A 24,893-nucleotide genomic window follows, 5' to 3' on the forward strand; every position below is an offset into this window, starting at 1 on the left:
CCTTTTTAATGCGTCATAAGCCGGTAACGCTCACGCAGACGGTGGCGCAGCGCCATTGCCAGCAGATTGAGCGACAGGATAATTGCCACCAGCAACAAGGCAGTGGCATAAACCAGCGGGCGGTCGGCGTCGATATTCGGGCTTTGAAACGCCAGATCGTAAATCTGAAAACCGAGGTGCATAAATTTGCGGTCAAGATGCAGATACGGGAACACCGCGTCTACCGGCAGTTCCGGTACCATTTTCACCACCCCCACCAGCATCAATGGGGCCGTTTCCCCGGCAGCACGCGCCACCGCCAGGATCAAGCCCGTGAGCATCGCCGGAACCGCCAGTGGCAACACCACGCGCCACAGGGTTTCGGCCTGGGTTGCCCCCAGTGCCAGCGACCCCTGTCGCAGACTATCCGGGATGCGCGATAATCCTTCTTCGGTAGCGACAATGACCACCGGCAGCGTCAACAACGCCAGCGTTAACGACGCCCATAACAATCCCGGCGTGCCAAAGGTTGGATTGGGCAGTGCACGTGAATAAAACAATTGGTCGATAGTGCCGCCAATCAACCAGACAAAAAAGCCAAGGCCAAACACGCCATAGACAATCGATGGCACCCCCGCCAAATTGACCACCGCAATACGCACCAATCGGGTAAGCGCGTTGCGCCCGGCGTATTCATGTAACCAGAGAGCAGCCACCACACCGAGCGGCATGACGATCACCGACATCAGCAGCACCATCAGCACGGTGCCAAAAATCGCCGGGAGTGCACCACTTTCACTCTCGCCTGCCGCCGGATTATTGCTGACAAATTGCCACAGCTGGCTGAGGAAGTGCTGCGCTTTCTGGCCGACACTCATGCTATTCGGATACCAGGCCGCGACAACCTGTGCCAGCGGAATCACATGGTCCTGCCCCTGAACATCACGCAACACCAGCACATCGCGCTGGCTTGCGGTTTGCAGCTGGCTCAGTTGATTCGCCAGGGCGTTAAAGCGCCGTTGCAATGCGGCGCTATTGGCATCGAATTCGGACTGGCGCAGTGCGCTGAATTCCCCTTTTCGTTGCTGTTCTTCCGCCTGTTGTTGCAGGTTTTCCAGCTGGGCATTGAGGCGCGCCATATCAATACGGCGAATCCGACTCGCCTGACGTAATTGGTCATGCACCGCTTCAAGCCGCTGTTGCAGCAGCGCATCACGATCGCGCGCTGTCAGCACTTCATTATCTTCACGCAGCTCGATAAACCAGCCGTAAGCATTCCCGCCACTGCGCCGTTGCAATACCATCACATCCGCTGGCTGACGGGTTTTAGCGGGTGTCTGGCTATCAATCACGCGGAAATCGGGAGGGGCAAAATCGCGGTTGCCGGTTTTCACCACATAACGCCAGCCGCTGCCGTGTTGCTGGCGTTGCACGGTTTCGCCCAGCAGCATAACCGATTCCCCCTCAGGCGGCTGGAACTGGTATTGATCGACTGGCTGGGGCCAGAAGGCGCGCATTCCCTGCCAGGCCAGCAGGCCAATCAGCAAGGTAAAAGCCAACAGGCAGACAGCCACGGCACCGGCCGTCAGCCAGCGCCAGCGATCATTTTGGCGCATGACCCTCATCCCTGCCCCTCATGCTGGCTGTAGCGCTGGCGCAGACGTTGACGAATCACCTCCGCCACCGTATTGATAATCAAGGTGAAAATCAGCAGGATCAGCGCGCTCAGGAACAGAATGCGATAATGGGCGCTGCCTGCTGCCGCCTCTGGCATCTCAATGGCGATATTGGCGGACAGCGCGCGCAGCCCGGCAAATAACCCACCTTCGCTGACCGGCGTGTTACCCGTCGCCATCAGGACAATCATGGTTTCGCCCAGCGCGCGGCCAAAACCGATCATCAATGCGGCGAAAATACCTGCTGATGCCCCCGGCAACACGACGCGTGTCAGGGTTTGCCACGGCGTCGCGCCCAATGCCAGCGAACCTTGCCCCAGCGAAACCGGTACGCTGAACAGGGCGTCCTCCGATAAGGTAAAAATCAACGGCACCAGCGCAAACCCCATCGCCAGCGCGGCCACCAGCAGGTTGCGTTGTTCATAATGGGCGAGACGTTCACCGATATTCGGCCAGAAGTGGGTTGGCAGCCATAACGTCAACAAGGTGACGACCAGTAATATCGGCAGCAATAGCAAAACTTCATAACCCGGTTGACGCCAGCGTGCGGGCAAACCCGGGCTGAACAGGCCGCACAACAGTAAGGTTACTGCCAGCACCAGTGGCAGCAACAGCACGCCAATCAACGCATTGCTGATGTGGGGTGCCAGCCATACCCCGGCAATCAAACCGATGACCACACTCGGTAGCGCCCCCATCATCTCAATGCCCGGTTTGACCCAGCGGCGCAGACCCGGCGTCATAAACCACGCGGTATACATGGCCGCCGCCAGTGCCAGCGGTGTGGCAAACAGCAGCGCCAGACTGGCCGCTTTCAATGTGCCGATCACCAGCGGCATCAGGCTAAACTTCGCCTGATAACTATCCCCGGCAGCCGTGGATTGCCACACCCAGCCGGGTTGCGGATAGTTTTCGTACCAAATTTTTTGCCACAGGTTGCGCCAACTGAAATCCGGCCAGGGATCGTCAAGATGCAAGCGTTGCCATTGTCCCGCCCGCTCCACCAGCAGCGTATCGCCGCGTGGGGAGAAAGCGGCCGCCTGAATGCCCGGTGCCAGCTTGCGCGTGACAATCGGTCCCTGCTGTTTGCTGGCGAACAGGCTGACCTCGCCAGCGGTATTCAGGGTGGCAAATACGCGGCGCTGTGGCTCGGTGACAATCAGGCTGGCACCCGCGCTGCTGTTAAAGGTCTGTATTTCGTGTAACCGCGGCCCCTGCGGCCCGGCAATGGCGAACCACTGGTTGACGCCGCGCGTATCCTGAATCAATAAGGTACGGCCACCAGCCAGCAGATGCAGGCTTTGCGGTTTCTCCGTCAGGGTTTGTGTTTCGCGCAGTTGCGCACCGTCAGCCGTGATTTGCCAGACGCGCAGCAAGCGGCCTTCGCTGGTATACAGCAGGCTGCCGTCGGGCGAGAGAAGTAACTGATCTGCCTGCTGCTGCGGCAGGGTAATCTGCCCCACGCTGTTTGATTTATCCAGCGTGAGCAGGATGATCCCGGCAGCGGTTTGCGCGGCAATTCGCCATTGGTTTTCTGCCAGCGTCGCCAGCGCCATCTGCGACACGGCTCCCTGGGGGAGATGCAATGGACGGTCGCCGAGTGGCAAGCGCCATTCGCCGTTCACCGGCTGCATCAGCAACAGATCACCCTGCATATTCAGCAACAGGCTGTGCTGGTCGGCGCTTGGCACCACCGCATCCGGTTTCCCCTGCAACGCCAGTGCTGGCCCGGCAGGTTGTCCATCCAGCGGAATAAAACGCGCTTCGTTACGGCTGATACGCCAACCGAGCTGCCCATCGCTGCCCAATGCCAGCACCGGGGCTTTGTCCCACAGCTGTTGGCTGGCCCCCGTTTGTATCCCTGGCGTGCTAAAAAGAGGTAGTACCACCCAGATTAACCAGAAGAACAGCAGTAACATCAGTAGCAGAATCCCCACGCCACAGGCGGTGACAATACGCTTCACCCACCGGTCAACGGCACGGCGGCGGCTATCGCTAAAATGGACGGGAATGCTTGTTATGCTCATGCAGCTCTGGGTTACGATCGTAGACAAGCCGCTATGTTGCCCGTAGCTGATTGATAAGACAACTGTTGGCGTTGGACAAGCCTGCCATACTCTCGCCATAATGGTGACGGACACTGAGCGAAACAGCGCGATGGCGCCTTTTCGCCGGACATCCCGTCCAGCAACAGCATCACGGAGTCAGAATGGGTCAGGAAAAGCTGTATATAGAAAAAGAATTAAGCTGGTTATCGTTCAACGAACGCGTATTACAGGAAGCAGCGGACAAAAGTAATCCGCTGATTGAACGTATGCGCTTCCTCGGGATCTATTCGAACAACCTTGATGAATTTTATAAAGTTCGCTTTGCCGATTTAAAACGCCGCATTCTAATTGGGGAAGAACAAGGATCGCCCAGCACACCACGTCATCTGTTGAAGAAGATCCAGCAACGGGTGCTGAAATCCGACCAGGAATTTGATGCACTGTACAACGATCTGCTGTTGGAAATGGCACGTAATCAGATCTTCCTGATCAACGAACGCCAACTGTCGCCCAACCAGCAGGTATGGCTGCGTTATTACTTTAAACATCAGTTGCGTCAGCACATCACGCCAATTCTGGTCAATCACGACACCGACTTAATCGAATTTCTGAAAGACGATTACACCTACCTGGCGGTAGAAATTATTCGTGGCGACGATAAACGCTACGCACTGCTGGAGATCCCATCCGATAAAGTGCCACGCTTCGTCAACCTGCCCGCTGAATCGCCGCGTCGCCGCAAGCCGATGATCCTGCTCGACAATATCCTGCGTTATTGCCTCGATGACATCTTTAAAGGCTTCTACGACTATGATGCGCTCAACGCTTATTCAATGAAGATGACGCGTGATGCTGAGTACGATCTGGTCACGGAGATGGAATCCAGCCTGCTGGAACTGATGTCCTCCAGCCTGAAACAGCGCCTGAACGCCGAGCCGGTGCGTTTTGTCTATCAGCGTGATATGCCGGATGAGATGGTGGAGATGCTGCGCCATAAGCTTTCCATCACCAACTATGATTCGGTGGTGCCGGGTGGCCGTTACCACAACTTTAAAGATTTTATCGGTTTCCCGAATGAGGGCAAAAGCAACCTGGAAAACCGCCCGTTGCCCCAGATCCGCCATATCGGTTTTGATGGCTTCCGCAATGGATTTGATGCGATTCGCAACCGCGATGTGCTGCTCTACTATCCCTATCATACGTTTGAGCACGTGCTGGAATTGCTGCGCCAGGCGTCCTTCGACCCGAGCGTGGTGGCGATCAAAATCAACATCTACCGCGTCGCCAAGAATTCACGCATCATGGATGCGATGATCCACGCGGCCTACAACGGCAAAAAAGTCACGGTGGTGGTGGAGTTGCAGGCACGCTTCGATGAAGAAGCCAACATCCACTGGGCGAAGCGTCTGACCGAAGCCGGAGTTCACGTTATCTTCTCTGCGCCCGGTCTGAAAATTCACGCCAAGCTGTTCCTGATCTCGCGCCGCGAAGGGGAAGAGATTGTGCGCTACGCCCATATCGGCACCGGTAACTTTAACGAGAAGACCGCGCGCATTTATACCGACTATTCTTTATTAACAGCGGATGCTCGCATCACCAACGAAGTACGCCGGGTGTTTAACTTTATTGAAAACCCCTATCGTCCGGTGAGTTTCGACCATTTAATGGTCTCGCCGCAAAATTCGCGCAGCATGCTTTATCAATTGATTGATAACGAAATTGCCAATGTGCAGCAGGGAATTGCAGCGAGCATTACGCTGAAAATTAATAACCTGGTGGATAACGGATTGGTGGATCGGTTGTATGCTGCTTCAGCGGCGGGGGTGAAAGTGAACCTGCTGGTGCGCGGCATGTGCTCGCTGATCCCCGATTTACCCGGTATCAGCGAAAATATTCGCGTGATCAGCATCGTTGACCGCTACCTTGAGCACGACCGCGTCTATATTTTCGAAAACGGCGGCGATAAAAAAGTGTTCCTTTCCTCAGCGGACTGGATGACACGCAATATCGATTACCGCATTGAAGTGGCCGTGTCGATCCTGGACCCGCGTCTGAAACAGCGCGTACTGGATATCATCGCCATCCTGTTTAGCGATACAGTTAAAGCCCGTATCGTCGACAAAGAACTGAGTAACCGTTACGTACCGCGCGGCAACCGCAGAAAAGTGCGCTCGCAGCTGGCGATTTACGATTACATCAAGCAACTGGAACAACCTGAATAATTCCTATGCCAATATCCCATAAGAGTACGCCGAAGCCTCAGGAGTTTGCGGCCATCGACCTTGGCTCCAACAGTTTCCATATGGTGATTGCCCGCGTGGTCGATGGTGCCATGCAGGTGCTGGGACGCCTCAAACAACGCGTGCATCTGGCCGATGGGCTGGACGCGCAGAATCGCCTGAGCGAAGAGGCAATCCAGCGTGGGCTGAGTTGCCTGGCGTTGTTTGCTGAGCGCCTACAGGGATTCAGTCCGGCCAATGTGACCATCGTCGGGACGCATACGCTGCGTCAGGCCATCAATGCGGAAGAGTTTTTGCAACGGGCGGCCGATGTCATCCCCTACCCGATAGAGGTCATCTCCGGTAATGAGGAAGCACGTCTGATTTTTATGGGCGTGGAACATACTCAACCGGAAAAAGGCCGCAAGCTGGTGATCGATATTGGCGGTGGATCGACCGAGCTGGTGATTGGTGAAGATTTCGAACCACAGCTGGTCGAAAGCCGTCGTATGGGTTGCGTCAGTTTTGCGCAGCTTTACTTCCCGAAAGGTGAAATCTCGCCGGAAAACTTCCGGCGCGCGCGTCTGGCGGCAGCACAGAAGCTGGAAACGCTGTCATGGCAATATCGCCTGCATGGCTGGCAGTATGCGCTGGGCGCGTCGGGCACCATCAAGGCCGCCTGTGAAGTCCTGCTGGCGATGGGCGAGAAAGAGAAACTGATTACCCCGGAACGGCTGGACCAGCTGTACAGCGAGGTGATCAAGCATAAATCTTTTGCCGCACTAAGCCTGCCGGGTCTTTCGGAAGAGCGCAAAGTGGTGTTTGTTCCGGGTCTCGCCATTTTGTGTGGCGTGTTCGATGCGCTGGCGATTCGCGAGTTGCGCCTGTCTGATGGTGCGCTACGCGAAGGCGTGCTGTACGAAATGGAAGGCCGTTTCCGCCACCAGGATATTCGCAGCCGCACCGCCCAGAGCCTGGCAAATCACTACGCCATCGATAGCGACCAGGCCCGTCGCGTGCTGGAAACCACCGAACAGCTCTATCTGCAATGGCTGGATCAGAACCCCAAACTGGCTAACCCGCAGCTTTCAGCCTTACTGAAATGGGCGGCGATGCTGCACGAGGTCGGGCTGACCATCAACCATAGCGGCATGCAACGTCACTCCGCCTATATCCTGCAAAACACCAACATGCCGGGTTTTAACCAGGATCAACAGATGCTGCTGGCAATGCTGGTACGCTTCCACCGTAAAGCGGTGAAGATGGATGAGATGCCGCGCTTCACGTTGTTTAAGAAGAAGCAATTCTTACCGCTGGTCTTCCTGCTGCGCCTCGGCACCTTGCTGAATAATCAGCGCCAGGCCACGACGCGTCCGGATTCGCTCAAGCTGTCCACCGATGACGGTCACTGGACGCTGACCTTCCCGGCCGGATACTTCAGCCAGAACACCTTGGTGCAGTTGGATCTGGAGCGCGAGCAGAGCTACTGGAATGAAGTGACCGGCTGGAATCTGATTCTGCAAGAGGAGTAAACGCGGTTTACTATGACCATTCGTCCTGACAATTACTTCGCGGAAAAATATGGCCTGACGCCGCCGCATTCAGAAGTGCTGGAAGCGTTGCCCAAATTAACACCGGGCAACGCGCTGGATCTGGGTTGCGGCCAAGGCCGCAACAGCCTGTTTCTCAATCAGCACGGTTTTGATGTGACCGGCTGGGACAGCAATCCGCAAAGCCTGGCGCGACTCCAGCAGATTATCCATGAGGAGCAGCTGCAAAATATTCGCGCGGAAGCCTGCGACCTGAATCAGGTACGCTTCAACGGCGAATATCAGCTGGTGCTGTCCACGGTGGTGATGATGTTCCTGCAACCGCAGACGATCCCGCAGTTGATTGCGGATATGCAGGCCAGCACAGTGAAATATGGCTATAACCTGATCGTCGCGGCCATGAGCACCGACGATTATCCCAATCCGCTGGATTTCCCCTTCACCTTCAAATCCGGGGAACTGAGCCATTACTATCGCAACTGGCATATCGTGAAATACAACGAGCATGTCGGTGAGCTGCATCGCCGTGATGAACAGGGCCAGCGCATCCGCTGCCGTTTCGCCACGCTGCTGGCGCAGAAAGCCAGTTACTAACTTCCCCTGCGTAGCGACGCGATTAATCGCGCCGCTACGCATAGCGCCGATGTTTAACCTTTTCTGCTCATTTTTCACACAGCGATTGATTTACCGATCTAAGTATGACTAAATGTTGCAATCGCCCAGACGGGTATCGACAGGAAACTCCCCGCGTGAATAACGCTTTCCCCGCACGAAGACGTCCCAAAACCGGTTCGATGACACGCATTGTTTTGCTGATCAGTTTTTTTATTTTGGTTGGCCGTCTGATTTTCACCATCCCGGGTGCCATTGAGCATCATCAGCAGAAGAAAGTTACGTCCGACCCGGTGACACAAAGCAGTAACGACACGCGTTAAGGAAGTAGCGAGTCACTGCGCCTGCACATTGTCCCTTGTGACGATGATGCCTGTTACGTCCTGTTTACCCGTAACGCGCTACACTTCGACCTGATATCTACAGACACAAAGGACGCGTTATGTCTGCCACGCCCGCGCAACAACTGACTGAAACCCGCCATCGCATTCTTAACCTGCTGCTTACGCAACACGACCTCGTCGACGTCTTGCTGGATAAATCGGTTGATCTGCCGGCCAGCAAACTGAAGGAAGTCAGCGCATGGCGTCATCAGCTGGAAAGCGATTTGCAGATGCTGCACGCCGCCGATTTGGCCGATATCCTTGAGGCATTGCCGCAGGAGGAACGCCAGGCACTGTGGCGCTTAGTTCCCTGTGAACAACGTGGTCGGGTATTGGTAGAAGCGTCTGAAACGGTCTGGGCCAGTCTGACGGAAAGCATGACCGACCGAGAAATCCTGCGCGCTATTCAGCCGCTGGATATTGACGATCAGGCTTATCTGGCGCGTTACCTGCCACGTGATCTGACGGGGCGTCTGCTGACCACGCTTGATCCCAGCCAGCGCGCCCACGTACTCAGCGTGGTGGAGTTCGATCGCGATCGGGTTGGTCGCATTATGGATTTCAACATTCTGACGGTACGCGCCGACGTCACACTCGGCACCGTACAGCGCTTTCTGCGCCGCCGTCAGACCATGCCAGACGGCACCGATAAGCTGTTTATCACCGATAAACGTAATCAGTTGCTGGGGGAACTGCCGCTCACCACCATTCTGCTCAACCCGCCAGAAACACGGGTAGACGCAGTGATGAATGCGCATCCGACCACCTTCCAGCTCAATGATAAAGCCGAAGACGCCGCTGGCGCGTTCGAACGTTATAACCTGATTTCCGCTGCCGTTACTGATGCCAAAGGCAAACTGATTGGCCGCGTCATCGTCGAAGACGTCATTGACCTCGTCAATGAAGAGAATGAGAGCAATATCCGTAAAATGGGCGGTATCAGCCAGGAAGAGGATGTGTTCGCACCGGTACGCAAAGCGGTGAGCAAACGTTGGGCCTGGCTGGCGATTAACCTGTGTACCGCATTCGTCGCCTCCCGCGTTATCGGCCTGTTTGAAGCGACCATTTCGCAGCTGGTGGCGTTGGCTACCCTGATGCCGATTGTCGCTGGCATTGGCGGCAACACCGGTAATCAAACCATCACCATGATTGTGCGTGCGCTGGCCCTGCATCAGGTGGAGCCGGGCAACTTTTCCTTTCTGATTCTGCGTGAGTTAGGTGTTGCGCTGCTTAACGGCGTGTTCTGGGGCGGCATCATGGGCGCAGTGACCTGGATGATGTACGACAATTTGGCGCTGGGCGGTGTGATGATGTTAGCAATGGTGTTGAACCTGCTGCTGGCCGCGTTGATGGGGGTGTTGATCCCGCTGGTCATGACCAAGTTGAAGCGCGACCCGGCAGTCGGTTCCAGCGTGCTGATTACCGCCATTACCGATACCGGCGGTTTTTTTATTTTCCTTGGCCTCGCCACCCTGTTTTTGCTGCACACGTAATTTCGCACAACCTAATGCGCAAGACCGCTGTCTGCCAGCTAGAATCAGCCGATACCTTAACCTCGCTGGAGAATAAGATGTTTAACGTGGATGATTTTGTGCAGTCGAAAACCGGTGGTCCGAAAATGTTAGTGCTGCGCGTTGATGGCGATACCTTGTGGTGCGCCCGGGTCGATGATGCCAGCCAACAGGAAATCGAGGTTAAAGCCGACACCGTCAATCTCTATCACGAAGACGGTGACTTCGGCGTGTGTTGAGCGGACGCGCCGGGCGATTAACCCGGCGGATTATCCTGCTGCACGTTGTCGCTGCCAATGCCGCCAATAAAGGGTAAGCGTAGACGCAATGGGGTGAAATCCAGCCCCATATTCAACCCCAGAATATTGAGTTCAAATCCCTCTTCTGCACCAAGGGTGACACCCGCAATCCCCAGCACCGACACCTGAATGCCGCGTCCGGATGGCGGCAAGCCGATTGGACGCCACAACGGCCGATAATCTTTACCCACCGCGTTGGCGGGTAGATCCAGTTCCAGCGCAGGGACTTCACGGCCAATATGGGCGAGAAAGGTGTTACTGTTCGGCCCGGGCCAGGCGTGGTAAGTCTGCGGCCAGGGATAGGATTTAATTGCCGCTTCGATCTGCGGAATCATCGCCTGCGCCGCCGCCCCGCGATGATCAACCAGCAATCTCGGACGCGCACCATACCAGTAACCATCCGGCAGATTGGCGTTGTGCCGCACTTTGTCGTCGCTGCCCCAGCTAATCACCTCATAGCGGTTGTAATGCGTCTCCCCGGCACGTTTAAAGATGATCCACGGATGTACCGCCACCGCCCCTTTCCAGCCATAAGTGGGGGCGGCATAGACCTGTACAATAGCTTGCGCAGCGTAGACACGCGGATCGGGCGCAATGCCAGCGGAATCACGCCGCGCTGACCACCAGCCACCGCGTTCGTTGGAGAGTGAGCCGCCATGCGTGGCCTGCGCCAGACTGGCAAATAGCGACAACAAAACGATGATAAAAACACCAATGGAAAACGCTTTGACAGTCAGCATGGCAACATCCGGCGAGAAAACAGGCATCTACCATAACCTGTCGCGCGCGCGCCTGCTTAACGTGGTGTGACTTTCGGGGTGCGTTTCAAAAAACGCATCATGCACGGGCGGCGTTCAGAGGTAAATAACAGACGATTATCATCGGTCATATCTCTTAATTCCGACAGATGTGAGATGTTCAGACCGGGTAGCGGTTTTTTTCAGCCGCAGCGGTCGCCACCAACCAGTCACGGAAGCGACGGCTGATGCGCTGCAACACGGCTGACTCGTCCCAGACCAGGTAATAGGCGATGGGAGATGTCACCGCCACCTTGAGCGGATTCATTAACAAATTCTGAGCGAGTTCCTCACTGACCAGCGATTGGCGGATAAGCGCGATACCCCTTCCTGCCAGAGCCGCTTCAACGGCACCATTCGAATCAATAAATACCGGCCCTTTAGCGGTGTCGGCATCGTGGAAGCCCAGGGCGTGGAACCATAGTCCCCAGTCCAGACGATGTTCGTCATGCAGCAGGGTGTAGCGCAGGATATCAGGCGGTGTCAGAGGCGTTGCCAGTAGCTGCGGACTGCATACCGGTATCAGTCGATCATGCAGCAGACACTCAACCTCCAGCCCTGGATAGTCGCCGGTGCCGTGGCGCACCGCAAAATCAATCCCCTCAGCCAGCAGATCCACCTTACGATTGGTGGTGCTGATCTGGACCTCCACGCCGGGATTGGCCTGTTCAAAAGCAGGCAGGCGCGGCAGCAGCCACTGCATAGCAAAGCCGCTGGTACAGCTGACCGTAATTTTATTGCGTTTGCCTTCATCCATCAGCCGTTGCGTTGCTTCACTGATTTGGCTGAAGGCTGGACGAATCGCACGCAGATAAATCCGTCCCTCGGTGGTCAGCTCCAGGCGGCGCGGCACACGAAGAAACAGCCGGACATTTATACTTTCCTCCAGTTTGGCAATCTGCTGGCTGACCGCGCTGGGGGTGACACACAACTCTTCTGCCGCTTTCTTCATACTGAGCAGCCGGGCAGCCGATTCAAAGCACATCAGTGCGTAAAGTGGTGGGAGTTTCATAGGTCTCCATAAATTAGAAAATCTAAATTCGTGAAGAAATCGTTGTTTGAAAACTCTTTATTAGTGTCGCAGTGTGACATTTACGATTAAGTTCAGCTAATGGAGTGATCACATGCGTATCCAGGACTATACAAGACTGATTCTTCTGGCCGCAATCTGGGGGGCGAGTTTTCTGTTTATGCGTATTGCCGCGCCGCAGTTTGGGGCGATAAATACCGCCTTCCTGCGTGTCCTGTTTGGTTTTATCGGACTGGCGGTGATACTGCTGGTTCTGCGTTCCTCGTTTGATTTCGCCGGTAAACTACGCGCCGCCCTCATCCTCGGCGTGATCAATTCCGGCCTGCCATTTTTTATGTATTGTCTGGCGGCGAAATGGCTCCCGGCGGGTTACTCCGCCATCCTGAATGCGACGACGCCATTAATGGGGGCAGTCATTGGGGTGACGTTTTTCAGTGAAAAACTGACGGTACGTAAATGGATCGGCGTGATACTGGGACTGATTGGCATCACCGTTATCACCACGCTTGGCGAAAGCCATGCTGACAGCAACGTGCTGGCGGGCGTCGCAGCCTGTCTGGTGGCAACCGGCTGTTATGGACTGGCTGGCTTCCTGACGCGACGCTGGATTTCCCAGCGCGGTGGCCTGGATGCCAAGACCGTCGCCTTTGGTAGCCAGATCGGCGCGACGTTATTTCTGCTGCCGTTTTTTGCCTTTTCTGTCGCGCATGAACCAGACATTAACTGGCAGCAGCCGACCGTATGGGCCAGCGTGCTTGCTGTCGGTCTGATCTGTACCGCGCTGGCTTACATTCTGTATTTCCGCCTGATCGCCGATATCGGTCCGCTACGTTCGCTAACCGTCACTTTTTTGATCCCGCCTTTTGCCGTGCTGTGGGGTTATCTGGTGCTGGATGAGACGCTGTCCAGTGGCTTTGTGCTGGGCGCGGTGATGGTTTGTGTCGCGGTGTGGATGGTGGTGGGACCGGGCAAGAAGCAGACGCTGGAGAATTAATAGCCTGCTACGTTATTCTGTCATCATTACCATGCAGTATGGGCGACCATAAAATTCATAAAAAGGTAATCATGATGAAAAACGCAAATCCCACTGTTGCGCTGATTGGCCCCGGCGCTATTGGCACCACCATTGCGGCTGCGCTGCATGAAGTGGGCCGCACACCGATGATTTTTGGTCGCACGGCACATGCCAGGCTGGAACTGCGTCACGACGAGGGCAAGATTATTGTGCCCGGCCCCGTGTACACCAACCCTGCGGAAGTACCCGCCCCTTTCGATTTGGTTTTTGTTGCAGTCAAAACCACCCAGATTACAGACACCGCCCCCTGGCTGACTGCGCTGTGCGATAAACAGACGGTGGTCTGCGCACTACAAAACGGTGTTGAACAGCAAGCCCAACTGGCACCCTTTGTCTCAGGTGCCACGGTTCTCCCTTCGGTGGTGTGGTTCCCTGCACAACGTGAACCGGACGCCTCGGTGTGGCTGCGCGCCAAACCGCGCCTGACCCTACCGGATACGCCGCAAACCGACCTGGTGCTGACGGCGTTACGCGATACGCGTTGCCAGGTGGATGTCTCGGACGATTTTAAAACGATTGCCTGGCGTAAGCTGCTCCAGAACGCCGTCGCCGGATTGATGGTACTGGCAAATCGTCGTGCGGGCATGTTTTCACGCCCTGATATTACCGGACTGGCACTGGCCTATTTGCGCGAATGCCTGACGGTCGCTCGCGCCGAAGGGGCTAATCTGAGCGATGCCGTGCCACAGGAAATTGTTGATGGCTTCCATCGTGCCCCTGCGGATTTAGGCACCTCGATTCTGGCCGATCGCCAGGCCGATCGCCCGCTGGAATGGGATATCCGCAACGGCGTGGTACAGCGTTATGGCCGTACCCACGGTATTGCAACCCCGATTAGCGATGTTGTGGTGCCGCTGCTGGCAGCGGGCAGTGATGGGCCGGGCTGAAAAAACAAAAAAGCCCGCACGGATGCGGGCTTAATGTATTTATTCCACTGAAGCAGGAATTATTCCCACTCAATGGTGGCCGGCGGCTTACCAGAAATATCGTAAACCACGCGTGAAATACCGTTCACTTCGTTGATGATGCGGTTGGAAACACGGCCCAGGAAGTCATACGGCAGGTGCGCCCAATGTGCGGTCATAAAGTCGATAGTTTCGACGGCACGCAGTGATACCACCCAATCGTATTTACGACCATCGCCCATCACGCCAACCGAACGAACCGGCAGGAATACGGTGAACGCCTGGCTGACCTTGTTGTACAGGTCAGCTTTATGCAGTTCTTCGATGAAGATGGCATCGGCGCGACGCAGCAGGTCACAATACTCTTTCTTCACTTCGCCCAGCACACGCACGCCAAGACCCGGACCCGGGAACGGATGACGGTATAGCATGGCGTATGGCAAGCCCAGTTCCAGACCGATTTTGCGCACTTCGTCTTTGAACAGCTCTTTCAGCGGCTCAACCAAGCCCAGCTTCATCTCTTTCGGCAGGCCACCCACGTTATGGTGCGACTTGATCACGTGCGCTTTGCCGGTGGCAGAAGCCGCAGACTCGATCACGTCCGGATAGATGGTGCCCTGTGCCAGCCATTTCACGTCAGTCAGTTTGCCCGCTTCTTCGTCGAAGACTTCAACAAAGACGCGACCGATGATTTTACGTTTGGCTTCTGGATCGTTTTCACCTGCCAGCGCTTCAAGGAAGCGTGCTTCCGCCGCAACGTGGACAATGTTCAGACCGAAATGGTCACCAAACATCTCCAGCACCTGCTCGGCTTCGTTCAGACGCAGCAGGCCGTTGTCGACGAACACACAGGTCAGACGGTCGCCAATGGCGCGGTGCAGCAGCATTGCGGTAACAGAAGAATCCACGCCGCCAGACAGGCCGAGGATCACTTTGTCTTCGCCAACCTGCTCGCGAATACGCTCAACCGCATCCTCGATGATTTTTGCCGGGGTCCACAGCGCTTCACAGCCGCAGATATCGCGCACAAAGCGCTCCAGCATACGCAGGCCCTGACGGGTGTGCGTCACTTCCGGGTGGAACTGCACGCCGTAGAAACGCTTCTCTTCGTTCGCCATGATGGCAAACGGACAGGTTTCGGTGCTGGCGACGGTGACGAAATCAGCCGGGATGGCGGTCACTTTGTCACCGTGGCTCATCCACACGTCCAGCAGCGGTTTGCCGGCATCGCTGATGGCATCTTCGATGTCACGAATCAGCGCGCTCGGGGTTTTCACTTCAACCTGCGCATAACCAAACTCACGTTCGGTGGAGCCTTCAACTTTACCACCGAGTTGCATCGCCATGGTCTGCATGCCGTAGCACACGCCCAGCACCGGCACACCCGCGTTGAAGACGTATTCCGGCGCGCGCGGGCTGTTCAGTTCAGTGGTACTTTCCGGGCCGCCAGAAAGAATGATGCCGTTCGGGTTGAACTGACGAATTTGCTCTTCGGTGACATCCCACGCCCAGAGTTCGCAGTAGACGCCCAGCTCACGCACGCGGCGCGCGACCAGTTGCGTATACTGAGAACCAAAATCGAGGATCAAAATGCGATGTTTATGAATATTTTCAGTCGTCATTGCGGCGTTTCCATTGGGATGGACTTAATAATAAAAGCGCCCGGCGAAAGCCGGGCGGTAAATCTTACGGGATTATGAACCCAAGCGGTAGTTCGGCGACTCTTTGGTGATGGTCACGTCATGGACGTGGCTTTCCTGAATGCCCGCGCCGCTGATGCGCACAAATTCTGCCTTGGTGCGCAGATCATCGATGGTTGGGCAACCGGTCAGACCCATACAAGAGCGCAGGCCACCCATCTGCTGATGTACGATCTCTTTCAGGCGGCCTTTGTAGGCGACGCGACCTTCAATACCTTCCGGCACCAGTTTGTCGGCGGCGTTATCGGTCTGGAAGTAACGGTCAGAAGAACCTTTGGACATCGCGCCCAGTGAACCCATACCGCGGTAAGATTTGAATGAACGGCCCTGGTACAGCTCGATTTCACCCGGCGATTCTTCGGTACCAGCCAGCATAGAACCGACCATTACGGCTGCTGCACCCGCCGCGATGGCTTTAGCGATGTCACCTGAGAAGCGGATACCGCCATCGGCGATCACCGGAATGCCAGTGCCTTCCAGCGCTTCCACTGCGTCAGAAACCGCTGTGATCTGCGGTACACCAACGCCGGTCACGATACGGGTAGTACAGATAGAGCCAGGACCGATACCCACTTTCACCGCACTCACACCCGCTTGTGCCAGCGCCAGCGCACCGGCACCGGTCGCGACGTTACCGCCGATGATCTCGAGGTCTGGGTATTTCGCACGGGTTTCACGGATACGTTGCAGTACGCCTTCAGAATGACCGTGTGAGGAGTCGATCAGCAGTACGTCCACGCCTGCCGCAACCAGCGCGTCAACACGCTCTTCGTTACCGGCACCGGCACCTACTGCTGCACCAACACGCAGACGGCCCTGCGCATCTTTACAGGCGTTCGGTTTACGTTCGGCTTTCTGGAAATCTTTAACGGTGATCATGCCCAGCAGGTGGAAACTATCGTCAACCACCAGTGCTTTCTCAACGCGTTTTTCGTGCATTTTCTGCAACACGATGTCACGGGCTTCACCCTCTTTCACCGTAACCAGACGCTCTTTCGGTGTCATCACCGCAGAAACCGGCTGGCTCAAGTCGGTCACGAAACGCACGTCACGACCGGTGATGATGCCCACCAGCTCGTTGTCGGCGTTGACCACCGGGTAACCGGCAAAACCGTTACGCTCGGTCAGTTCTTTCACTTCCGCCAGGGTGGTGGTCGGCAGCACGGTTTGTGGCTCGGTAACCACGCCGCTTTCATGTTTCTTCACCTTGCGAACTTCATCCGCCTGGCGCTCAATTGACATGTTTTTGTGGATAAAGCCCAGACCACCTTCCTGTGCCAGCGCGATCGCCAAACCGGCTTCGGTCACAGTGTCCATAGCAGCAGAAAGCATTGGAATGTTAAGACGAATGTTTTTCGTCAGTTGGGTGCTGAGATCGGCCGTGTTAGGCAGAACGGTAGAATGAGCAGGAACGAGCAGAACGTCGTCAAATGTGAGTGCTTCTTTAGCGATTCGTAGCATGGCAATATCTCAACCTGGGGGTGAATGAGAACAGATAAAATATTGCCGCGGCATTATACAGGCCGAAATCGGTTGCCTCCAGTGTTTTTTTAGAAAAACTCTTGATCCCCTGTACCAGCCATGTAGTATCGGTTAATTAACCCTCTGATTTGATATTTGATCTCCATCACATGTCGCTACCGCCAACCGCCAATATTTTTACTGTCAGCCGCCTGAATACCACGGTGCGTCAACTGCTGGAAAATGAAATGGGCCTGGTGTGGCTCAGTGCTGAAATCTCCAACTTTACCCAACCTGCATCCGGTCACTGGTACTTCACCCTGAAGGATGACGGAGCACAGGTACGTTGTGCCATGTTCCGCAACAGCAACCGCCGGGTGGCCTTCCGGCCTCAGCACGGACAACAGGTGTTGGTACGGGCCAGCATCACGCTGTACGAACCGCGTGGCGACTATCAGCTGATTATCGAAAGCATGCACCCGGCCGGAGAAGGCCTGTTGCAACAGCAGTTTGAGCAGCTGAAAACCCGGCTGGCGGCAGAGGGCTTGTTTGACCAACAATTTAAACAACCCTTGCCAGATCCGGCGCGCCAGGTGGGGGTCATTACCTCGGCAACTGGCGCAGCGTTGCACGACGTGTTGCGCGTATTGCATCGTCGCGATCCTTCCCTGCCGGTGGTGATCTACCCCACGGCGGTACAGGGCGTGGATGCGCCTGCCGCCATCGTGCGCGCCATTGAACTGGCCAACTTGCGTGATGAATGTGATGTGCTGATTGTCGGACGCGGTGGCGGTTCACTGGAAGATTTATGGAGTTTTAACGACGAACGGGTAGCTCGCGCCATTTTTGCCAGCCGCCTGCCGATTGTCAGCGCGGTCGGGCATGAAACTGATGTCACCATCGCCGATTTTGTCGCTGACCTGCGCGCCCCCACCCCCTCCGCTGCCGCCGAGTTGGTAAGCCGTAATCAGTTGGAGTTGCTGCGTCGTCTGCAATCCCAGCAGCAGCGGCTGGAAATGGCGATGGATTACTATCTGGCACAACAGCAACGTCGCTACACGCGCATCCTGCATCGTCTACAGCAGCAACACCCGCAACTGCGGCTGGCGCGTCAGCACACCGCTCTGCTGCAATTGCAGCAGAAATTGCACGAGGCAATGGATCAACGTCTGCGTAGCGCCAATCGTCAGCAGGATCGCCTGCTACAGCGCCTTAACGTGCAGCAGCCACAGCCGCGTATTTTGCGTGCCCAGCAGCAGCTACAGCAGTGGCAATATCGGTTGCAACAAGGCATGCAGAATCAGCTGAATCAACATCGTCAGCGCTTTGGTACCCTGGCAGCCCAACTGGAAGGGGTCAGCCCGTTGGCGACGCTGGCGCGCGGTTTTAGCGTCACCACCGATACTCAGGGCCATGTGGTGAAAAAAATGCAGCAAGTGAGTAAGGGCGACCTGCTACGCACCCGGCTGGATGATGGTTGGGTGGAAAGTGAAGTGACCGCTCTCACCCCGCGTAAATCCGCACGATAAATCGCGCTGCTGTCAGTTGGCCTATACTTTCTGGCACATTCATCTGCCAGGGAGTCTGGTATGCCTTACAGCGTGATTCCTCCTTACATCCTGCGCAACATCATTGCGCATGGCTCCGGCCCTCAGCAGGATTATGCCCGCCGTACCCTGACCCATGTGCAGCATCTGATGGCCGAACATCAGCACACCGCATCTCCCAACAGCGCCGCTACCCCAGGTCAGGTGGTGCGTGCCATTTACGATGCCGAACAGACGCAGAATCTACCCGGCACCTTGATTCGTCAGGAAGGCCAGCCCGGCAACGGTGATGTGGCCGCAGAAGAAGCCTGGAACTACCTTGGCGTCACTTACGATTTCTACTGGCAAGTCTATCAGCGCAACTCACTGGATAATAAAGGGTTGAAGCTGGACGGTACCGTGCATTACGGCAAGGCTTACCAGAACGCCTTCTGGAACGGCCAGCAAATGGTATTTGGCGACGGTGATGGTGAGATCTTTAATCGCTTCACCATCGCCATCGATGTGGTGGCGCATGAACTGACCCATGGCGTAACCGAGAGCGAAGCCGGGCTGGTTTACTTTTCACAGTCGGGCGCGCTGAATGAGTCGATGTCGGATGTGTTTGGATCGCTGGTGAAACAATTTAACCGGCAACAAACTGCCGATCAGGCCGACTGGATCATTGGCGAAGGGCTGCTGGCAAAAGGGATCAACGGGCGTGGCTTGCGCTCCATGTCAGCGCCCGGCACCGCCTACAACGATCCGATGCTGGGTAAAGATCCGCAACCCGCGGATATGGCCCATTACATCGAAACCCGCGATGATAACGGTGGCGTGCACCTCAATTCCGGCATCCCCAACCGCGCATTTTATCTCGCAGCCAAAACGCTGGGCGGCTTTGCCTGGGAACTGGCAGGTCAGGCATGGTACGACACGCTGTGCGATCACAGCCTGCCGCAGGATGCCAATTTCAGCACCTTTGCCGGCTTCACCATCCAGCATGCCAGCAAGCGTTTTAATCGCTCCGTGGCGGATGCGATTCAATCTGCCTGGCAGCAAGTAGGTGTATCGTGAACATTCCTCCGCTCACCGATGATGCGATTATTGAGCTGGCACGTGAGGGCGGGCTGGCATTTATGCCACGTTTGCGTGGCGAGCGACGTTTTGCGCTGGCGCAGTTGCCAGAACCGCAAAAACAGCGGGTATGTACCGTACTTGAACAGGCCATGCCGCTGGGTGAACCGGAAGATCAGGCCGCCAATCTCGGGCGCGGCGATCAGCGCTACTTCCGCCTGCAAATCAGCTATGCCACGCATCAGCAGTCAGGAACGATTGTGATACTGATTCCGGAACAGGTTGCGCCCCCTGAGCTGGAAGCCCTGTGGCGCGATGGCGAGCAGGCATAAAAAAAGGACCGGCGATGTCGGTCCTTTTTTCGTTTACCCGGCCAGCAGGCACTGGCCGAGGCAGTGACGGTTACGGCAGAGCGTAGGCGATCACGTAATCACCACGGTCCGGAGACTGACGAGCACCGCCTGCGGAGATCAGGATGTACTGTTTGCCCGTTTTCGGCGACACGTAGCTGATCGGGCCACCCTGGCTACCCACTGGCAGACGGGCTTTCCACACTTCTTTACCGGTTGAGCTGTCAAACGCACGCAGGTAGTAATCCTGAGTACCGGCGAAGAATACCAGGCCACCCTGCGTTGCCAGAGAGCCACCCAGCGTCGGCATGCCAATTGGCATCTGTGCGTGCATCTTAATACCGAACGGACCGGTATCCTGCACCGTACCTACCGGTACCTGCCAGACGATTTTACGGGTCTTCATATCAATCGCGGACATGGTACCGAACGGCGGAGCCTGGCACGGGATACCCAGCGGCGACATAAAGCGGTTTTTGTTGACAGCATACGGCGTGCCTTTCAGCGGCACCGCGCCCATACCGGTGTTCACCGATTCACCACCATTGCTGGCGGCTGATTTGCTGGTGTCTTGCGGGATCATCTGCACCCACAGACCCAGACGCATATCGTTGACGAACATGTATTGGTTGTTCGGGTCAAACGAGATGCTGCCCCAGTTCATACCACCCAGTGAACCCGGGAAGCTGAGGGAAACATCCGTATCCGGCACAGTGAACAGACCGTTGTAACGCATCGATTTGAAGCTGATACGGCACATCAGTTGGTCGAACGGCGTAGCACCCCACATATCAGACTCTTTCAGGGTCTGGTTGCCGATGTTCGGCATTTCCACCGAATGCGGCTGCGTTTTGGTGTACTGCTCGTTCGGGATGTGGCCCTGCGGCATCGGCAGCTCTTCAACTTTGGTCAAAGGCTTACCGGTCAGACGGTCCAGCACCCAGATCATACCGGTTTTCGCACCGATAACGACCGCAGGCTTAGTGGTACCATCCTTCATCGGGAAGTCAACCAGGCTCGGCTGCATCGGCAGGTCGAAGTCCCACAGATCGTTATGCACGGTCTGATAAACCCACTTCTGTTTACCGGTGGTGGCATCCAGCGCGAGGATTGATGCTCCGTAGGTGTGATCCAGTTTGGTACGATCAGCACCATACAGGTCAACAGACGAGCTACCCATCGGCAGGAACACCGTGTTCATGTCCGGATCGTAGGACATCGGTGCCCAGGAGTTCGGGGTACTACGGGTGTAGTCTTTGCCCGGCATCAGCACAGCATTCGGGTCCACGTTGCCTGGGTCAAACGCCCAGCGCATCTGGCCCGTGATGACGTCGAAGCCACGCAGTACGCCGCCCGGCATGTCGGTCTGCACGTTATCCGCAACACGGCCACCCACCACGACGGTGGTACCTGCCAGAGCAGGCGCAGAGGTCAGCTGATATTGCGGGTCTGGCGCATTACCGAGACCGGTTTTCAGATCCACCACACCGTGGTTGCCAAAGTCTTCACAGAATTCGCCATTGTCAGCGTTGATAGCGATCAGGCGCGCATCGATGGTGTTCATCAGAATACGACGCTGACAGGTATCACCGGCAGCCAGCGTGACCGGGGTCACCGGGGTAGAGCCAGGCTGAGTTGGTTGCGTCAGAGGTTTGGTCGCGTCAAAGTACGCCAGACCACGGCAGCGGTTCCATACCTGAGACTGGGCGTTAACTTCACGTTTCCAGATCTGCTTACCGGTATCGGCGGCAACAGCGATCACGTTGTTATGCGGCGTACACAGGTACAGGGTGTTACCCACCTGCAACGGAGTTTCCTGATCTTCCGCACCGTTTCCGCCGGGGCTGATTGGGGTATCACCAGTGTGGAACGTCCAGGCCACTTGCAGGTCTTTCACGTTGTCACGGGTGATCTGGTCCAGCGCCACAAAGCGGTTACCGCCCGGGGTGTTGCCGTAGTTGTCCCAGTCTTTCTGCTGCTTCGCTTTATCGACCGGAATCAACGGCAACTCTTTGCCTTCAAACGCCACGGTTGGGTGCGGCTGGAACATCTGGACAAACGTCGCCACCATACCGACGGCAAGCACCGCAGAGAGGACGTAAGACAGTTTTGCCAGAGAGGTTTTGCCTTCTGCTTTACGCAGGGCAGGCCAGGTTACGAAGGCCAGGAACATCAGGCCCGCAGGCACCATCAGACGAGAAACCAGCGGCCAGAATACCCAACCCGCGTCTACCAGCGCCCAAATCAGGGTGCCGACAAAGACCAGGATAAACAGGGTGACTGCTGAGGATTTACGACGGAAGAACTGAATCGCCGACAGCAGCATAACAATACCGCTGATCAGGAAGTACCAGCTGCCGCCAAGGGAGACCAGCTTACCACCACCGATGACGAAGAACAGGCCAACGGCCAACAGGACCAGTCCTAACAATACAGACCAGATGCTCAACCCTTTACAGGGGCGAGCGGAATTTTCTGCCATAACACAAACTCTCCTGAAAAAATAAAGCGCAGGTGCCGGATATTGGGTGTTGTCCGGTCACAGATCCCCTGCCCTGCCTGTGACAGGAATCGTTTCGTTTACGTCTTTATTTTAGAACTATTGGTACGGGTGAGACGCCCGAGATGCAGTCTTGTGAGGAAGGACACAGCGAAGCGCTATTGAGACTCGCCACAAGGCGGCAGGATTGTACCACCTGGTACATTAAAAAGTGAACATCCATAACGCAGGAGTTACTGGGCAATAGCATTTTTGCTACAAATCCAGTCGTAACTTATTAAAATTTATGAATCTGAAACGAACATCTTTTTGTAGCGGCGCGATTTATCGCGCAATTTCGTGCGTTGCGCAGAAAAAAATGCGCAATAAATCGCGCCGCTACGATTTGACAACATCGGGGATAAACGTCACCCGCGTTTTCGAAATCAATCCGTCACCGTGCTGGCAAAAATAATCCACTGCGCCACAGGCTTTCAGCACCTGCAACGGTTGATGGCAATCCGGGCAGATGGCGATCTGGTCAAAATGGCTGCCACAATGCGGGCAGTCAAAACCTTCTGTTACATGCGTCAGGGCTTGCTGACAGTTGGGACAATGAGCATTCATCTTCTTCTCCTGATACACAAAAAAAATGAGGGCCACTTTGGCCCTCATCATCTTATTTCTTGTTCTTTTTCAGGTGCGCCATCAGACGCTTACGTTTACGCTGCTGCGTTGGCGTCAGCAGGTTACGTTTGCCTGCATAAGGGTTATCCCCCTCTTTGAACTGGATACGAATTGGCGTACCCATTACGTTCAATGAGCGACGGAAATAGTTCATCAGATAGCGCTTGTAGGAATCCGGCAGGTCTTTCACCTGGTTGCCGTGAATCACCACAATCGGCGGGTTATAACCACCGGCATGCGCATATTTGAGCTTCACGCGGCGACCACGCACCAACGGTGGCTGATGGTCTTCAGCAGCCATGTTCATGATGCGCGTCAGCATCGAGGTATTCACACGCTTGGTGGAACAATCGTAAGCTTCCGTCACTGACTCAAACAGGTTACCCACGCCGCTGCCGTGCAGCGCCGAGATAAAGTGCACACGCGCGAAGTCGATAAAGCCGAGACGGAAATCCAGCGTCTCTTTCACTTCATCTTTCACTTCCTGCGACAGGCCATCCCATTTGTTGACCACAATCACCAGTGAGCGCCCACTATTCAGGATAAAGCCCAACAGCGACAGATCCTGGTCAGAAATCCCGGCACGCGCATCAATCACCAGCATCACGACGTTGGCGTCTTCAATCGCCTGCAAGGTTTTGATCACCGAGAATTTCTCTACGGTGTCGGTGATTTTGCCTCGTTTACGCACACCGGCGGTGTCGATCAGAATATATTCACGATCGTCACGTTCCATCGGGATGTAGATGCTGTCACGCGTGGTGCCTGGCATGTCATACACCACCACACGGTCTTCACCCAGAATACGGTTAGTAAGCGTTGACTTACCTACGTTAGGACGGCCAACAATCGCCAGTTTGATCGGCAGCGTGGTCGGGTCGAAATCATCTTCTTCCTCTTCCTCCAGCTCCTCGCCGTTTTCTTCTGCCGCTAACGCCGCCCAATAGGCTTCGTTCTCATCTTCTTCGCTGACTTCCAGCGGGGCCACTTCGTCCATCCACGGCAGCAATGCCGTCTCCAGCAGCGAAGTCACACCACGACCATGGGAAGCCGCAATAGCGTGAATTTCCCCCAAGCCGAGTGCGTAGAAATCCAGCACTGCCGCTTCGGGATCGAGACCGTCAGTTTTGTTCGCCACCAGGAAAGTCGCTTTCTGACGTGAACGCAGATGATTGGCGATCTGCTGATCGGCTGGCATCACACCCGCGCGGGCATCCACCAGGAACAGCACCACATCCGCTTCTTCAATCGCCAGCAGCGATTGCTCCGCCATGCGGTTTTCAACGCCTTCTTCAGTGCCATCGATACCACCGGTATCAATAACAATAAATTCGCGCCCTTCCACTTCGGCGCGACCATATTTGCGATCGCGAGTCAGTCCAGGAAAATCCGCCACCAGCGCATCACGGGTGCGCGTTAAGCGGTTAAACAGCGTAGATTTTCCCACATTGGGACGCCCAACCAGCGCGACCACAGGTACCATAACACTTGCCTCAGTTTTTAAAATTTAATCGCCCGAATGGCGTGAT

Annotated in this window: 20 protein-coding genes; 11 read left to right on the forward strand and 9 right to left on the reverse strand. The window is 55.8% G+C overall.

Annotated features, from left to right (window positions below; translation table 11 throughout):
- Positions 1-5: 5 nt before the first annotated feature.
- A complete protein-coding gene (gene pstA / locus PAT9B_RS14655; protein WP_013510057.1) occupies positions 6-1,604 on the reverse strand; it encodes a phosphate ABC transporter permease PstA in 1,599 nt (532 codons plus the stop codon).
- Positions 1,601-3,682 (reverse strand): ABC transporter permease subunit, encoded by a 2,082-nt coding sequence (locus PAT9B_RS14660; RefSeq protein ID WP_013510058.1) that lies wholly within the window; start codon positions 3,680-3,682, stop codon positions 1,601-1,603. The genes pstA and PAT9B_RS14660 overlap by 4 nt, the downstream gene beginning before the upstream one ends.
- A gap of 182 nt (positions 3,683-3,864) precedes the next feature.
- Here PAT9B_RS14660 and ppk1 point away from each other — a divergent pair, with 182 nt between their 5' ends.
- The 6 genes from ppk1 (at position 3,865) to PAT9B_RS14690 (ending at position 10,217) form a co-directional block, all read left to right on the forward strand.
- Positions 3,865-5,925, forward strand: coding sequence for a polyphosphate kinase 1 (gene ppk1 / locus PAT9B_RS14665; protein WP_013510059.1), 2,061 nt, complete (start codon positions 3,865-3,867; stop codon positions 5,923-5,925).
- Between the two features lie 5 nt (positions 5,926-5,930).
- Positions 5,931-7,454 carry an exopolyphosphatase gene (gene ppx, locus PAT9B_RS14670; RefSeq protein WP_013510060.1) on the forward strand — a complete coding sequence of 508 codons (1,524 nt, stop codon included), beginning with the start codon at positions 5,931-5,933 and terminating at the stop codon, positions 7,452-7,454.
- A 12-nt stretch (positions 7,455-7,466) separates the two neighbouring features.
- Positions 7,467-8,066 carry a tellurite resistance methyltransferase TehB gene (gene tehB / locus PAT9B_RS14675; RefSeq protein ID WP_013510061.1) on the forward strand — a complete coding sequence of 200 codons (600 nt, stop codon included), beginning with the start codon at positions 7,467-7,469 and terminating at the stop codon, positions 8,064-8,066.
- Positions 8,067-8,221: 155 nt separating this feature from the next.
- Positions 8,222-8,407, forward strand: coding sequence for a YfgG family protein (locus PAT9B_RS14680; RefSeq protein ID WP_013510062.1), 186 nt, complete (start codon positions 8,222-8,224; stop codon positions 8,405-8,407).
- Between the two features lie 119 nt (positions 8,408-8,526).
- On the forward strand, positions 8,527-9,960 hold the full coding sequence (gene mgtE / locus PAT9B_RS14685; protein WP_013510063.1) for a magnesium transporter: 1,434 nt from the start codon (positions 8,527-8,529) through the stop codon (positions 9,958-9,960).
- A gap of 77 nt (positions 9,961-10,037) precedes the next feature.
- Complete coding sequence (locus tag PAT9B_RS14690) at positions 10,038-10,217, forward strand: hypothetical protein (protein WP_013510064.1); 180 nt, start codon at positions 10,038-10,040, stop codon at positions 10,215-10,217.
- Between the two features lie 17 nt (positions 10,218-10,234).
- Here PAT9B_RS14690 and PAT9B_RS14695 read toward each other — a convergent pair whose 3' ends face one another.
- Both PAT9B_RS14695 and gcvA read right to left on the reverse strand, forming a co-directional pair.
- Entirely contained in the window at positions 10,235-11,017 is a 783-nt protein-coding gene (locus PAT9B_RS14695; RefSeq protein WP_013510065.1) for a DUF3750 domain-containing protein, read from the reverse strand.
- Between the two features lie 178 nt (positions 11,018-11,195).
- Positions 11,196-12,086 carry a transcriptional regulator GcvA gene (gcvA, locus tag PAT9B_RS14700; RefSeq protein WP_013510067.1) on the reverse strand — a complete coding sequence of 297 codons (891 nt, stop codon included), beginning with the start codon at positions 12,084-12,086 and terminating at the stop codon, positions 11,196-11,198.
- A 112-nt stretch (positions 12,087-12,198) separates the two neighbouring features.
- Between gcvA and PAT9B_RS14705 the strand changes: the two genes are divergently transcribed.
- Both PAT9B_RS14705 and PAT9B_RS14710 read left to right on the forward strand, forming a co-directional pair.
- Complete coding sequence (locus PAT9B_RS14705) at positions 12,199-13,098, forward strand: DMT family transporter (protein ID WP_013510068.1); 900 nt, start codon at positions 12,199-12,201, stop codon at positions 13,096-13,098.
- Positions 13,099-13,169: 71 nt separating this feature from the next.
- Positions 13,170-14,066, forward strand: coding sequence for an oxidoreductase (locus tag PAT9B_RS14710; RefSeq protein ID WP_013510069.1), 897 nt, complete (start codon positions 13,170-13,172; stop codon positions 14,064-14,066).
- A gap of 59 nt (positions 14,067-14,125) precedes the next feature.
- On the opposite strand, the gene guaA is transcribed toward PAT9B_RS14710, so the two are convergent.
- Both guaA and guaB read right to left on the reverse strand, forming a co-directional pair.
- The gene (gene guaA / locus PAT9B_RS14715) at positions 14,126-15,706 is read right to left on the reverse strand and encodes a glutamine-hydrolyzing GMP synthase (protein ID WP_013510070.1); all 1,581 of its coding nucleotides are present in this window, start codon (positions 15,704-15,706) and stop codon (positions 14,126-14,128) included.
- Between the two features lie 72 nt (positions 15,707-15,778).
- Positions 15,779-17,245 (reverse strand): IMP dehydrogenase, encoded by a 1,467-nt coding sequence (guaB, locus tag PAT9B_RS14720; RefSeq protein WP_013510071.1) that lies wholly within the window; start codon positions 17,243-17,245, stop codon positions 15,779-15,781.
- 170 nt (positions 17,246-17,415) lie between these two features.
- Between guaB and xseA the strand changes: the two genes are divergently transcribed.
- Genes xseA through PAT9B_RS14735 form a run of 3 tightly spaced genes read left to right on the forward strand, consistent with a single transcriptional unit; the run spans position 17,416 to position 20,180 of the window.
- Entirely contained in the window at positions 17,416-18,774 is a 1,359-nt protein-coding gene (xseA, locus tag PAT9B_RS14725; protein WP_013510072.1) for an exodeoxyribonuclease VII large subunit, read from the forward strand.
- Between the two features lie 60 nt (positions 18,775-18,834).
- On the forward strand, positions 18,835-19,848 hold the full coding sequence (locus PAT9B_RS14730) for a M4 family metallopeptidase (protein ID WP_013510073.1): 1,014 nt from the start codon (positions 18,835-18,837) through the stop codon (positions 19,846-19,848).
- Complete coding sequence (locus PAT9B_RS14735; RefSeq protein WP_013510074.1) at positions 19,845-20,180, forward strand: protealysin inhibitor emfourin; 336 nt, start codon at positions 19,845-19,847, stop codon at positions 20,178-20,180. Before PAT9B_RS14730 ends, PAT9B_RS14735 begins: the two co-directional genes overlap by 4 nt.
- A gap of 70 nt (positions 20,181-20,250) precedes the next feature.
- On the opposite strand, the gene PAT9B_RS14740 is transcribed toward PAT9B_RS14735, so the two are convergent.
- The 3 genes from PAT9B_RS14740 to der form a co-directional block, all read right to left on the reverse strand.
- Positions 20,251-22,680, reverse strand: coding sequence for a glucose/quinate/shikimate family membrane-bound PQQ-dependent dehydrogenase (locus PAT9B_RS14740; protein WP_013510075.1), 2,430 nt, complete (start codon positions 22,678-22,680; stop codon positions 20,251-20,253).
- Between the two features lie 396 nt (positions 22,681-23,076).
- The gene (locus tag PAT9B_RS14745; protein ID WP_013510076.1) at positions 23,077-23,304 is read right to left on the reverse strand and encodes a zinc ribbon domain-containing protein; all 228 of its coding nucleotides are present in this window, start codon (positions 23,302-23,304) and stop codon (positions 23,077-23,079) included.
- 52 nt (positions 23,305-23,356) lie between these two features.
- Entirely contained in the window at positions 23,357-24,847 is a 1,491-nt protein-coding gene (gene der / locus PAT9B_RS14750) for a ribosome biogenesis GTPase Der (RefSeq protein WP_013510077.1), read from the reverse strand.
- Positions 24,848-24,893 lie beyond the last annotated feature (46 nt).

Origin of the sequence: Pantoea sp. At-9b, from assembly GCF_000175935.2 — a bacterium.
Lineage (GTDB): Bacteria > Pseudomonadota > Gammaproteobacteria > Enterobacterales > Enterobacteriaceae > Pantoea.